13 protein-coding genes are annotated in these 13592 nt (G+C 42.9%); 4 read left to right on the forward strand and 9 right to left on the reverse strand.

Going from position 1 to position 13592, the window contains the following annotated elements; translation table 11 throughout:
• Nucleotides 1–55 precede the first annotated feature (55 nt).
• The 3 genes from BCV39_RS00395 to BCV39_RS00405 form a co-directional block, all read right to left on the reverse strand.
• On the reverse strand, nucleotides 56–1402 hold the full coding sequence (locus BCV39_RS00395; RefSeq protein WP_102433262.1) for an MATE family efflux transporter: 1347 nt from the start codon (nucleotides 1400–1402) through the stop codon (nucleotides 56–58).
• A 100-nt stretch (nucleotides 1403–1502) separates the two neighbouring features.
• Entirely contained in the window at nucleotides 1503–2345 is an 843-nt protein-coding gene (locus BCV39_RS00400; protein ID WP_102433261.1) for a helix-turn-helix domain-containing protein, read from the reverse strand.
• Nucleotides 2346–2584: 239 nt separating this feature from the next.
• A complete protein-coding gene (locus BCV39_RS00405) occupies nucleotides 2585–3502 on the reverse strand; it encodes a DMT family transporter (RefSeq protein WP_102433260.1) in 918 nt (305 codons plus the stop codon).
• Between the two features lie 414 nt (nucleotides 3503–3916).
• On the opposite strand from BCV39_RS00405, the gene BCV39_RS00410 reads away from it, so the two are divergent.
• Entirely contained in the window at nucleotides 3917–4825 is a 909-nt protein-coding gene (locus tag BCV39_RS00410) for a LysR family transcriptional regulator (protein WP_102433259.1), read from the forward strand.
• An 89-nt stretch (nucleotides 4826–4914) separates the two neighbouring features.
• Here the strand turns inward: BCV39_RS00410 and BCV39_RS00415 are convergent, their stop codons facing one another.
• The 5 genes from BCV39_RS00415 to BCV39_RS00435 all read right to left on the reverse strand — a co-directional run bounded on the left by BCV39_RS00415 (nucleotide 4915) and on the right by BCV39_RS00435 (nucleotide 10827).
• Nucleotides 4915–6435: a DUF1254 domain-containing protein gene (locus tag BCV39_RS00415; protein WP_102433258.1), complete on the reverse strand. Its 1521-nt coding sequence runs from the start codon at nucleotides 6433–6435 to the stop codon at nucleotides 4915–4917.
• 206 nt (nucleotides 6436–6641) lie between these two features.
• Nucleotides 6642–7295, reverse strand: coding sequence for a hypothetical protein (locus BCV39_RS00420; RefSeq protein ID WP_102433257.1), 654 nt, complete (start codon nucleotides 7293–7295; stop codon nucleotides 6642–6644).
• 73 nt (nucleotides 7296–7368) lie between these two features.
• Nucleotides 7369–8685 carry a hypothetical protein gene (locus BCV39_RS00425; protein ID WP_102433256.1) on the reverse strand — a complete coding sequence of 439 codons (1317 nt, stop codon included), beginning with the start codon at nucleotides 8683–8685 and terminating at the stop codon, nucleotides 7369–7371.
• A gap of 171 nt (nucleotides 8686–8856) precedes the next feature.
• Nucleotides 8857–9780: a LysR family transcriptional regulator gene (locus BCV39_RS00430; RefSeq protein ID WP_102433255.1), complete on the reverse strand. Its 924-nt coding sequence runs from the start codon at nucleotides 9778–9780 to the stop codon at nucleotides 8857–8859.
• Nucleotides 9781–9933: 153 nt separating this feature from the next.
• Nucleotides 9934–10827 carry a DMT family transporter gene (locus tag BCV39_RS00435; protein WP_102433254.1) on the reverse strand — a complete coding sequence of 298 codons (894 nt, stop codon included), beginning with the start codon at nucleotides 10825–10827 and terminating at the stop codon, nucleotides 9934–9936.
• 123 nt (nucleotides 10828–10950) lie between these two features.
• Between BCV39_RS00435 and BCV39_RS00440 the strand changes: the two genes are divergently transcribed.
• Nucleotides 10951–11433, forward strand: coding sequence for a MarR family transcriptional regulator (locus BCV39_RS00440; protein WP_004737459.1), 483 nt, complete (start codon nucleotides 10951–10953; stop codon nucleotides 11431–11433).
• Between the two features lie 245 nt (nucleotides 11434–11678).
• Nucleotides 11679–11981 carry a hypothetical protein gene (locus BCV39_RS00445; RefSeq protein ID WP_102433253.1) on the forward strand — a complete coding sequence of 101 codons (303 nt, stop codon included), beginning with the start codon at nucleotides 11679–11681 and terminating at the stop codon, nucleotides 11979–11981.
• A 30-nt stretch (nucleotides 11982–12011) separates the two neighbouring features.
• Here the strand turns inward: BCV39_RS00445 and BCV39_RS00450 are convergent, their stop codons facing one another.
• On the reverse strand, nucleotides 12012–12917 hold the full coding sequence (locus tag BCV39_RS00450; RefSeq protein ID WP_102433252.1) for a LysR family transcriptional regulator: 906 nt from the start codon (nucleotides 12915–12917) through the stop codon (nucleotides 12012–12014).
• Nucleotides 12918–13123: 206 nt separating this feature from the next.
• Between BCV39_RS00450 and BCV39_RS00455 the strand changes: the two genes are divergently transcribed.
• The gene (locus BCV39_RS00455; protein WP_102433251.1) at nucleotides 13124–13561 is read left to right on the forward strand and encodes a DoxX family protein; all 438 of its coding nucleotides are present in this window, start codon (nucleotides 13124–13126) and stop codon (nucleotides 13559–13561) included.
• Nucleotides 13562–13592 lie beyond the last annotated feature (31 nt).

Consider the following 13592-nt stretch of genomic DNA (forward strand, 5'->3'; position numbering starts at 1 on the left):
TAAAAAAGCTCCAATAGCGATATTGGAGCTTTTTTAGTTTCTGCTGTTCGCTCGTCTAAACGATTTGTTGCTCTAAAGAGTCAGCAAAGCGCTTCTTATAACTGCGTAACATGCTAAAGCTGACGATTGCCGTTAGAGTTTCCGCGAATAGAATACTTGCCCAAATCCCTTGTTCTGGGAACAGCTTTGGCAGAATGATGATACCCAAAGCCACGAACACAAAACCGCGAGCAAGAGATATTAGTGTTGCCTGTTTTGGTTTGGCAGTCGCTTGAAACAGGTTGGCAATCACTAAGTTGATTCCCATTAGCGGCACACCAAAGAAAAAGAAAGTGAGTGCGGTCACGGATAGCCCAATCAAATCACTTGAAGCTCCCAGATAAAGCGCTGCGATTTGAGGTGCGAACAGATACACAATCCCCATAAATACTAGGCCACTGCCGACTGCACTTTTTAATCCTAAGCGGAAGATTTCTTCGATGCGATTTGGCTGGTTAGCACCATGATTGAAGCTAATGATAGGCTGACAAGCTTGAGCAATACCGACCATCACAAATAGAGCAAAGACCCCGATGTTGGCTGTTAAACCATAAGCGATTATGTGGTTCTCACCAAACTGATCCAACAGTACATAGTTGAAGAGCAAGATCGTCATAGCGGCTGTGACTTCAATGAAGAAAGTTGGAGTGCCAATCTTCAGGATACTTGGTAGTTTATTAAAACCAATACCTTTTAAACTCAGCGTTAAGGTGCCTTGTTTGCGTACAAAGTGACTCAATAAAATACACGCGATGACACCCTGTGCGATGGCTGTGCCGTAGGCGGCCCCTTTCATGCCCCAGCCCCATTTTAGGACAAAGAAGTAATCCAATACGAGGTTGACCACAGCACCAATCGACATGGCGTAAGTCGCCAGTTTTGGGTTGGTATCGTTACGCACAAAGCATGACATAACCCAAGCTAACGAGTAGAGCACGAAGAACTGCAGCATTACCGATAGGTAGTCGTGAGTCAGCTCAGCCATGTATCCAGAAGCCCCCATCAGCGCAATAATCTCATCGAGCCAATACAAGGCAATGCTGACGGTCACCGTGCTAAATAGAGCGGTGATCAACATCGATTGATTAAACAGAGTTTGCCCAGAGGTTACGTTGCCTTTGCCCACTTCAATAGACATCAGCGCCGCACCACCAATACCAACCATCATGGCAATTGCAGTGAATATTGAGAAAGCAGGGATGGTGAGAGCGATAGCGCCCAAGCCACCAGGACCGACACCATGCCCAACGAACCAAGCGTCTCCCATTATGAAAAGAGATTTGATCACCATGCCGGTTAGCGCTGGCCATAGGTATTGATAAAAAGACTTAGATATTGGATCGGTTTTTAGGTTGATGGCCATTCGAATAAGCTCCCAACAATTTGGATGTACCAAAATGGATGAAATAAAGAGGGAGCATTATCGGAACTTAATGGAGGCTAAAAAAGGGATTATCTGCGTATTATATTGCACTATCTGCACATCGGCTTCGAAACTGTGCCGGTGACTCTTTCATCTGTCCGCGATAAAAACGGCTGAAATAGGCCGGATCTTCGAAGCCTAGTTCAAAAGCGATGGTCTTGATGGTCTTGGTTGAGAAGAGCAGTTCTCGATTCGCTTCTAAAATGATTCGGTCGTGGATCAATTGAGTGACGGTTTTACCTTTATCAGCTTTGACAATTTCGTTAATACGTTTGTTGGTTATCGACAGCGCTTGCGCATAAAAATCACAATGTTTATGGGTGATGTAGTGCTGTTCAATCAAATCAACCACCTTGTTCACTCGGCTATCGCGTACTTCACCTTTCAATGAGGATTGGCTAGCAAAGCGCAGGATGTAGCGCAAAAAGCTATTCATGAGTGATTCTACTAGGTCCCAGTCACTCTCTTCTCGTGCGCACTCTTCTTTCAGCATGTCGAAAATAGGCAACAAGTAGCGGTTGCCTTCTTCACTGCAATCCAAATAGGGAGGGCGGCTTTGGTGCATGGCAAAAACAGTATCGACCAGCTGAGTGTTGCGGTGATTGGTTTTAACAAAGCCAGGAGTAAATACCAGTAAACGAGCACTTTCTCCGACTAGCTCCGAGCGGTGTACTTGGCCCGGTGCAATGGTGAAAATACGGCCGATCTTATTGTCGTAGTCAACGAAATCAATGCTCTGACTGCCATGATTATCCACGCACCATACTAACTCCCAGTATTCATGTCTGTGCGGTTCTAAGAACGCATCATCGTTATTCGTCAGTTCCTCAACCCTACAAGGTTGACCTTTGACAAGACGCATGTGTTTGATGGGATTACTCATGACATTCCTTTGTGGAGAGATAACTAAGGGTATTAACCAGAGCTGGCAATAATGGCTGAGTCTAATGTAGTTGATTGCGATGTTTAAGTCATTCGCTTGGTAAGCGGTTCAATATGAGAAGGGGTTGGCTGTAAAGGGGCAGTAAATTGTGAAGGCGTGTTGGGACTAAACAAAACCCCAGGAGCATATGGTGAGCTTCTGGGGTAGTTTGAATGCGGTTTATCTTAGTATTTAGCTGCTTAGTTACTGCTTGCCGTTTTAAGCGTTGAACGTAGCTTGAAGATGCTCTTTGGTGCTTTAGTTAGCAGGATGCCACAAAGTAGAGGGATCATCATAAGCAGAGACTGTTCCGATAGCACCTCACCATTGATGTAGCAAGAGATCAACAGTGCAACCACTGGGAAGATAAGGAAACAAATGGATGCTTGGAACGGCGTCGACACCTGACCTAGTTTGAAGTAAGCCACAATGCCACCGACACTCGCTACAAAACCTAGGTACACGACCGCTGAGATAGAATCCCAAGTGAAAGATTCTACATTCACGTTCTCACCGACTGCCGATACAGCAAACAAGAAAATCGCAGCAATAAAACTTGGTACAGCGTTGTAAGTCAGCACCTCGATACCTTTACAGTGTTTTTGAACCAATACGTACATTACCGCGTGAATCGCAACCGCGAGCCCCAGACAAACTGTACCGATAAAGTAGTCATCACCGCCCATCTGCATTTCGTTACCAAGGATCAAACATAGGCTCACAACAGCAGTAATCAAACCGAATATCTGGTGCTTCGCCAGTCGTAGACCTAAGAATAAGCCAGACATCAGCATCACAGCGACAGGCATGTTGGCGAAGATGATCGACGCTAAACCTGAAGAGATGTATTGCTCGCCATAGATCATCAACGTAAACGGAATCGCGAAATACATCAGCGCAACAATAAGCAGCCATTGGCGCTTACCTTTAGGGAACAGCAGTGGTTGGTTGAAGACTTTCGCCAATACCGCAAGCAGAGGGGCTGCAAGTAAAAAGCGCAACGCAGTAGCAAAAATAGGTGGGATAGAATGCAATGCTACTTCCATAGCGAACCAAGTGGTTCCCCAAATTAAGCAAACAGAGACAAAAAGCAAGATAGTTAGCGACTTCGAATTCATGGTGACTACTCATTAATAATTATTTTAAATCATAGGCTTGTAGCGCCTTAATGACGTGGCACAGTATAAGGAGGTAGTCGGAGAAAAAATTTGTCTTTTTGTCTCTAATTGAAATGAAATGTAGAAATTAAATCTCTAATATAACTATTGATAAGCAAATATTTTCACCAATTGATATTTTTATAAAGTCATTATTTTTTGTAAGGTTTAATTTTTACGAATGGATGTATGATTCCGCAACGTAAGACAAATGATATATTTACTCGACTTCGGAGTCTTGTGGGCAGTGGTATTTAGATAACGTCTGTAAAAAACGCTACTGACAACAAACTTATAGCATAGAGTGTTGAAGGTTTATTTGGTTCACGTTCATACTGAACTAGAAAGGCAAAGCATGGAAATGAGGTAGGGCATTTGAAAAACACAATCGACTTAAATCTGTATCGATTTTTGGATTTGCTTTATGAGCAACAATCTCAGGCGAAGGTTTGCCATATTCTGGATATCAGCCGAGCAACGTTTAATCGCCACCTTTCGGATTGTCGAGATTTGTTTGCTAATGAGTTATTCATTGCAACCAAAGGTGTTTATGCGCCGACCTTGTTCACCACTCAACTAATACTGGTGGTGAAAGAACCTTTAGAAAAGCTAGAGCAAGCGCAGCAAATATCGCAGTCGTTTATTGGTAACGATTCGAACATCGAATATGTTTTTCACGCCGCCAATCCGCTGAGCACACTGTTTACGGTCCCTTTGTTGCAGGGACTTACTAATGAGGAGGCTAAGCCCAAGATCTCGATGATGGACTGGTCTTTGGATGGCGTTGAATTCCCTAAAGCAGGGACCTTAGCGATTGGTGTGTCGGGCTACCCTAATGAGCTCAACGACCGAATTGTGGAGCGTAAAGTAGGGTCGTTGGAGCTGTTTGCTTATGTGGCGGATACTCACCCTTTAGCCAAAAATGAAGCCATCGACCTCAACCAGTTAGAAAGCTTTGATACGGTGCGCGTTTCGATGGGGTCATTGGATGCGAACTCCTATTACGAACGCCTAAAAAAACGCACAGGCTTGGTATTGCAACAAAAGCTGACCGTTGCATCGGTATCCTCTGCGTTGCAATGTGTTCAAGTAAGCCAGTATGTGTACGTTGGCTTTGATATGGATTTGGCTTCTATCCCTAGTGGGCTCAGTAAACGTCCTGTTTTATTCAACGGTGAAGCGGTGACTTTTGATGTTGGTATTCAGTATCACCGAGCTTGTTATCAGCACCCGATAGTCAAACGGATTGAGCAGATCTTAAGTGAGAGCTTAGAAAGCTATTGATCATATAGATGATGACAACAACAAAAAAACGCGCCGATGAAGGCGCGTTTTTTAGTATCTACAGCTTGTTTAGTTAAGTCTGGTTCGTGTTACAACTTAACTTCTTCAATGTCGCTTGGCTTCCATGTTTGGTCATACCAAGCTTCTTGAGGGCCGTAGAGTCTTAGTATCGTGAACCAACCTTTACCTGGTACCGTCTCAATCCAGTTCGCTTCTTTGCCTTTTGGTGCTGTTGGGCCAAAGTACAAATCAACCGAGCCATCTTCATTTTCAATAAAATCATCACGTTGATTGTTCTTGCTTGGCAGCGGTTGACTGGTTTGTAGCTCTGAACGTGTTTGTGTGTCGTAAGCCACAATAGACCAGAAGTTCTTAGCCGGAACATTCGCCGGAATATTTAATTTATAGTGCTTGCCACCATCGAAATATTCACCGTCTTTTGCTTGATCAAGTAGCGCGTATTGAGAGCCCTTTTCGATAAGCTTCAAAGCCATCGCGGGTGTATTCACTGTCGCTACATAGAAGAAGTAAGATCGTGCATCTAGGTTGCGTCCACCTTCACCTTGGTCAACAAACCATTGGTAATCTTTACCGATAAACGCTGTTTTCCATAGGCGGTCTTCATAGATGTAAGCTTTCTTGTCTCTTGGCTGGAAGTAGAGGGATCTAGCCGTTGCGTTACCAATCGCGACACCATCTTTCATCAGCTTTTTCATGCGTTCATCGGGCGCAAAAGGTTTGTTCTTTTGAATGCCAATGCTCGACATTAATCCACGCAGCTCAGGGTCGATGAATGAAATCGGCTCTTTATCTAGCACGGTTTTAATCTCTGTGTAGAAGTGTTCGTCATTTGCATGAATGGTATTGAACGATTTGCCACTCCCCGAGATGAACTCCATTTTTGGTTGGTCATCTTTCTTCGCTAATGGGTAGATCTTAAGTTTCTCTTTATAAGCTTTTACCGCGGCATCGGTCTTACCGTATTTTAAGAACCCGCGAGCAATAAACCAGTTGGTGTAGCTAGTTGATTGTGAAACAAAGTAGCCTTCAGGAACTTCGCCTTCGTAACCTGGAGGAAGAATCAGGTACTTACCGCCTTTGCCTTTATCGGGCCCCACGATGCCTAGGTCGGTAACAAAACGGAAGAACGCATCGTTCACAGTCGTTGGTCCCATATCTTCAGGAACTTCAATGACGGTTGGGCCATCTTTCTCAAGGTCGAGGAAAACCGAAGCATAAACGGTGTCGGTGTTGCCGGTTAGAAATAGCGGATTCGAATCCATTAAGTTATCAAACACCACAACTTGGTTTGATGATGTTGAACCGATTTCAGCGTGACCAACGCGCAGTGCTTCAAGCGAAGCCATTGGGATAGCATTGAGGAACACCTCTGTTGAGCGCAGCGTATCTAGGTTGTCATACAGCTTTTGCGCGGTTTCAGCCGTTGGTGCACCGTCTTTAAAGTTCAGCTCGCCGATGCTTGTCTGCACCGTATCCGGCGTCATAATGCTTGATGGAATTTCGGTATTGTAGTTTTCCGTAGCCAGTGCGTGATGTGAGATAAAGAGGCTGCTCGCCAAAACAAGTGCTTTCAGCTTCGACTTAATCATGATGTCACCTTTCAGTTTCGTTTCGATGTACTTACTTTATGCTAGTCGAAAAGACATATCTGATACGCGACAGGCTCAAAAATGAGTCTCACTTCATCCTTTATTGTGAAAGCATGAGATGAGGTTTTCATAGGGCGCAAAAACCAAAAAGCCCCTTTACTCAAACAGATCGTAAAGGGGAGAGAGCTACCACACGAAACGGTAAACTAAAAACGAAGGTTGAATCCTAGTTCGACGCTGCCATCTGAACGAAATACATCTCCTGGACTAACGCGCTTTTGACCGAATGTATATTTCACATAAGGCTCCACCCATTTGGGTTTCAGGGTAAAAGTGACGTCTTGGCTGTTGTAATAACCTTTTGAACCCGTTAATTGGCGATCATGGCTGAATGAATAGGAAAAGTTCATAAACTCCTTGGGAGAGTAACTTGTCCCGATAGTGTTTTTCCATTCTCTATCTGTCATATCTATGAGGGATAAAGAAACATCGCGCCATTCATGCGATGTGTTCGCAAACACCATAATATTGTTCGTGATGGCGGTGCCACCAAATAAGCCGATATCGTAGATATCGATAAGGTCTGCTCGGCCATAACTCACGAAAGCTTCAGTGTAAAAGTTACCCAGCATCAAGCCGTAACCAGTTCCTATTTCTAGGTAACCTTCCGAGTCAATTTCTGCACTGACGTTGATCTCTTCAGTTGCTTGAATAACTCCAGATACAGTACCTATCCAGTTGTCTCCAGCTTTAGCTGTTTGAAAGCTCAAGCTTGGCTCATGATAATTTAATGTTTGTAATTGATGGTCGTTTGCACATACGGCAAGGGGTATCAATAAAGTGATTAATAGTCGTTTCATCGTGTTCCCAACTCTCAAATAAAAAGGAGCCGCTAATAAGCGGCTCCTTTGCTTTTATATTTATTGTCTTTGATTAGCTGCGACTAACACGGTCTTTTACAGCTTGCTTAATTTGCTGACGTTGTTCTTGAGATAGAGATTGTGCCTTTTGACGAATTTGCTCTGCATTTAAATCTGAGCGAAGCTCAATACGTTCAGCAATTACTTTCTTTGCTTTATCAGAGATATTTACATCAACAATTTTCCCGTCATTAATAATAATACTTACCGCTTTGTCATTAATACTAATCCATGTTGAGCCGTCAGTATTTTGTCCAGATTCAATGCTAGTAATCAGTTGGTCATTTAAGCTTGGTGGTAGTTGTTTTTCAGAATCAGGAGATACTCCCCATTCACCATCAATGCTTGATTTTTCCCAATCAATTACCCATTCCCCACGATTGTCTTGATAAATAACATAAACGTCGTCAGAGTTCATGGCACCTAGTCGAACTTCAAACGATCCATGAGTATCACCTGGCTCAATAATTAATACCGTTTTACCCTCTTCGTTGTACACGTAAGCTTGTTGGTGTTCTTTACTAAACTCGACAGTGTAAGGTTTATTTGGATTATCCCAACCGCCATCAAATTCAGGTAAGTCGTTATCTGGGTTTACCCAACCCCATCCATTATCTACATCACCTCTGATGATGGTAATATTACCGTTGCTGTCTTTTCCAATTTGCATAGTTTCGCCAGTAGAGAAATCAGTAAATACGATTCGACCTTTTCCATCATATTCAGCTCCACCAACAACAACACCATCAATTGTGACTAAGTTAGTTGTTGTATCAATAACATAATCAACACCATTAATTGTCACTGGTATAAATGGGTTTGTGTGTCCTTCATCGCCATCCCATTTAGGTGGTAATTCTGGAGCAGGTTTCGTGACATCCCAGCCATGATCTCCATCCCATGAATCATCATCTTTAGGTGGTAGTTGTGGGGCTGGTTTTATCGTTTCAGAAATAATTAAACGGCCATTTTCAACTTTAAGTACTGCTTCTCCACCATTGTTGCCATGAAAGATAAGCTCTGAACCTTCTTTTTGTATATGGCCAATGGTTTCACCTTGAGCATTTTTTACTTCATCACCATTGGTTACATAGGTTGTACCATTTAAGCGAATGACCGTATTACCATTGCTTCCTTGCAATAAATTAGCTTGGTAATTACCTTCATCACCACTAATGATTGCTGCTTGTAGGTTTTCGCCTTGGAAGTATGTAACGTCAGCAATACCGTCTTGTGGATCAATACCGCCGCCGTTATCACTTGAACCAGAAGAAGAACAACCTGCAAGGAATGTGGCCGCAATAGCAGTGCTCAGTAATTTTAGTTTCATGGTTTACTCTCAAATAATTGTTTAGGAACTTAAGTTGCTTCTTGCAGTGTTATGTGGCGTTCCTAGCCGATGAGAGAAGTATATGGATTGAGCAAAAAAGCCTCTAATCCCTTAAAGGAATAGAGGCATTAACGTTTAGTTATTAATAAAGGAAAGTAAAGACGCTGATAACTACTGGTTATTATTGATAAGGTTATCAAGTATCTTTTTAAGCCATAGAGTTGTTGGGCTGTTTCGATTCTTGTGATGAAAATAAGCACAAACGACAGGGTTAATATCTTTGTTATCAAACAAGATATCGATAGCTCGTAAAGAGGTTTTCTTCTCTATTCCTAAAAACTTCGAGGCAGGAAACATCATATCGGAGTTTTGCACTACGTCGATAACTGCTGATGGAAGCTCGGAGCGAAAGCCTATTCTGGCGTCAAGCCCTTTGATTTTTAGAATTTTTTCAGCAATTGTTTGATGAGAATTCCAGTCTATAGCAATGATCGTCGCCAGTTCAAACTTCACACCATCTTTGATTTCAATGAAATCTTTCTGGTAAGGATGCCCTTCTCTTAGATAGCCCTTAAAGCTGTCTTGTGCGATCGGCTGTTGTAATAGTTCTTTTGGGGCGTGGTTAATTTCATAATTGAAGCCAATCAGAACTTCATCATTGATGATGTCTGACATCGTTGTTTTAGACCAATTTAATAGCTGAACTTGAACGTGTGGAGCTTGAGAACGAATTGCATTGAACAACTTGCTAGATAGTGAACTTAAAAGAAATGGAGACAAAGCTAATTTCAATGGACCGCGTAGTTCACTAGGATCGAACTCATTACTATTATTGAGTGCCGAGGATAGGTCATCCAAGATAGGTGAAATACTCTCAGCCAACATATTTGCGTGTTCAGTTGCACGTAAGCCGTGATGCGTTTTGACAAATAGTTCATCGTCGAAATGATCGCGCAATCGTTGTAGAGCTTTACTTATCGCAGGTTGAGATACGAATAGGCGCTCGGAGGCTTTACGCATGTTCCTTTCTTGATGAAGAATGATAAAAGTGCGAAGTAAATTTAAATCTAAGTTCGAGAATAGATCTTTTGCCATAAGGAGCACCGAATGATTATGAGTTCTTTAATCATAAGTTGGTAACAGATTGAGAACAAATAGAAAACTTATATGGATGTGATGCTAATAAAACAAAACCCGCACTCGGCGGGTTTGTTGGGCTCTGGAATAGGTATTTTCTGTATGCGATTACTATTGAGTAACAGGCTTAACTTGCTTGGATTGTCTGACTGCAAGAATAAGTTGCGGTAGCAGCGACATCACGATCATGCCTGTCATTAGTGAGTATTGGACTGCAGTGAATGATTCACCCATCAACACCATACCTGTAACGATACCTGCTACTGGGTTAGCGATGCCACCGAAGGTGAAATCAACTACAGACATACGTTGCAGCAACCACACATACATGCCGTAACCAAGTGCCGTGTTTAGCCCAATCACCCACAATAGGCCCATCGCATTACGAGTATCGAAATGAGTGACAGCGTTAACATAAGGCTGTGGGTCGATGAAGGCATGAACGCCAGACGCGACAGACAAAATCGTACCGCCCAGAATGAGCTGCCATGTGAGTACCTTCCACCAGTGCATGCGATTACCCAGTGATTTGGTAATGCTGCTGCCGATAACGATACACATGATAGCGGCAAACATGGCGCCTAAACCGATAGGGTTCAATGCGATTTGACTTGGGTTGAATAGAATCCAAGCTAAGGTGATCAAGCCAATACCTGACAAGGCTTGAATCAAATGCGGGCGCTGTTTCTTCACTACCCAATGGAAGATCATTGCGAACACAGGTACAGAGATCATCCCCACGCCTGAAATCGCTGAAGGCAGGGTTAGTGCCATCACGAAGATCAAACCAAAGAAGGTCGCGATGTTGATCAGGCCTAGAGTGAAAATGATTTGCCACTCGCCTTTTTTCGGCAGTGTCGGTTTTACCGCTAGCAATAACAAACCAGCAGGTAATGCACGCAAAGCACCTAGTAATAGTGGTGGCCACTCCTGTAGCGTAAATTGCGTCACTGCATAAGTTGTTCCCCAGAAGAATGCGGGAATCATTGCTAATAATATGTTCATCTAAAATATCTTTACGTTAAGATAACTATTGTGTGAACTGTATACTGAGAACTAGTGGTTGTAAAGTATCTTTATGTTAAACTAGTTTAAAGTAATCAGACTAATAACGGAGCTAGATTGCAAATGGATGCTATCGACCGCGTTGTAGAGCAATGGGCAAAGGAAAAGCCCGAATTAGAAACTGAGCCTATGGCAATGATGGGCCGAATTATGCGTATTGCCAAGTATATGGAAACGCAAGTTGCCGACCTGCATAAAAAGTACGACATGAAGTTGGGCGAGTTTGATGTATTGGCGACCTTACGACGCTCTGGAAAGCCATATCGACTGACGCCTTCAGAGCTGATTGGCTCAATGATGCTAACGTCAGGCGCGATGACCAATCGTCTTGATAAACTGGAAGCCAAAGGGTTAATAAGTCGAGAGCACAGTAAGGAAGACAGACGAAGCGTGAGTGTGAAACTGACCAAAGATGGCCTAGTTCTGATCGATGAAATGATGACTGAACATGTCGAAATGCAAAAAAAATTGGTTAAATCATTGTCTGCTAGCCAGAAGAAGAATACTAACCAGCTGCTAAAAACATGGTTGAGTGCTTACGAGTAATCGGCTTGCTGAACTCAGTGAACTGAACGAGCTTAATTTGATTTGAAACCGAAGTGATGGGCTTCGGTTTTTTTGTGTCTGTAATTTTGTGTCGGTTAATTTGGGGCGACACTGAACCAGAAAATAGAACAAGTTCCATCGATGTAATTCAATAATTTAGGACATCCTATTTAAGACTTCCCGTTATCAATAGAGAGTCCCCATCCGTATATTTCTCGTATTCCCACAATACAGAGATTACTGAAATGAAATTTAAATTTGCCCTTAGCACAGCACTGTTCGCAGCCTCATTTGCATCTCATGCCGAGTTGAAAATGTCGATTTTCGAGCAACATAATGGAGTGGTGGTGACGGCTTACCAAGATGGTAAACGCCTTGCTAATGCTCAAGTGACCACCAACATTCGAGGCCAACAAGTACAAGAAACAACTGAGAATGGACGAGCATTTTTCTACAAAGGTAATATCCCGAGAGTTTACCAGTTTAAAGTAACGAATCCCGACGGTGAGAGTATTCAACAAAGCCGATTCATTGGAAGAGATAAATAGATATCTAGAGTGCCCGGATAGGGGATAGGCCTAGTGAATTTGAGCTGATGCTCTCCAGCACTTTTCTAACTTTTTCAAAGCGAGTGTTTTTGCATTCCCCATATTGCCTATTTGCCACGCGAGCACGATATCAACGGTTCTTGCGTGGCCAATTTCCACTAAACTTCCGTCTTCTAACTCGGATGTTATTAATTGCTTGGGTAGAGTGCCAATACCAAGATTACGTTGAATTGCCGTCAACTTACTACTCATTGAACTGACCGTACTGGTTTTTTGATTCAGCAAGATATTCTTGGTGATTTTAGGCGCTGACTTAGCGGTATCGGCAACCGCGATGATTGTGTGTTCACGTCGCGTGGATTCACTGAGTGGATTTTTCTCGTCTAAAATGGGTGCATTTTTTGCGGCCACCCAGATCATTTCTACCCTGCCGATGGTTTTACTGTTCACGGTATTCGGTAGCTCGATATTGGGCATCGATGAGATAAGAATATCTGCTTTTCCTGTGGTTAACGCCTCCCAGCCTCCTGACAAAATATCCTCTTGGACATACAGTTGCGTGCTGCACTCCGTTGCCATATCAGCGATTAGTGATAACGCAATGTCTTGCCCGATAATACCGTCATAAGAAACAAACAGTTCGCTTTCCCAACCACTTGAGAAACGTTGTATTTGGGTTATGAGTTCATCTGATCCCGTTAGCAATTGTCGACCATTTTCCACCAACATTTTACCGACTTGAGTAAACACGGCTCTGTGCCCTGATCGATCTAAGATCAAGATACCGAGTTCGTCTTCCAACTTTTGAATCTGATAGCTTAATGCAGATACGGATCGATTGAGGTGCGCAGAGGCTGACGAGTAAGTCCCTTCACGTTGTAGAACATCCAATATTTGTAAAGTATCGAGCGGCAGTGTTTTCTTCAAAGTCTTCATAAAATCAATAAAAATGGGACAAGTGTTTCAATGAATTTAAGCCAATGGTATCAGCATTGAGGTTGTTGAATCTTCGGATTTAGCCAGTAATTTGTATGCAAGTATGTCTACTAAAATTTCAAACAAGTTGTTCTATTTTTCTCGTTATCATCTTAATGCTAAGCCGAATAACCTATCGGCAATGAAACTTATCAAGGCTTAGAACTATGAACACTAGATTGAACGACACACTGACTTTTTTCGCTCGTATTTTATTGGCTTACTTGTTTATTCAAGCGGGTTGGGGAAAGCTATTTAGCTATGAAGGAACGGCGGGATACATGGCTTCTCAAGGAGTCAGCGCTCACTTGTTGCCTTTGGTTATCTTGCTTGAACTCGGTGGTGGGCTTGCGATTCTAGCTGGGTGTATGACTCGCTTTACAGCGTTCTCGATTGCGCTTTTCTCTTTGGTTTCTGGTGTTATGTTTCACTTCGACCCAAGTTCATCGGGGCAAATGATTCACTTCTACAAAAACGTCTCTGTTGCTGGTGGGTATCTAGCGTTAGCGGTACTTGGCGCGGGATCGTTTAGTGTTGATTACTGGCTGTCTAATAAATTGAAGGAAGACGCTAAATGGGCGCGCTTAGTGGCGTTTGTTCGTTAGCGTTGTTGGCGCAACGTATGAATAAAAAAAC

Origin of the sequence: Vibrio sp. 10N.286.55.E10 (assembly GCF_002872555.1) — a bacterium.
Classification (GTDB): Bacteria; Pseudomonadota; Gammaproteobacteria; order Enterobacterales; family Vibrionaceae; genus Vibrio; species Vibrio crassostreae.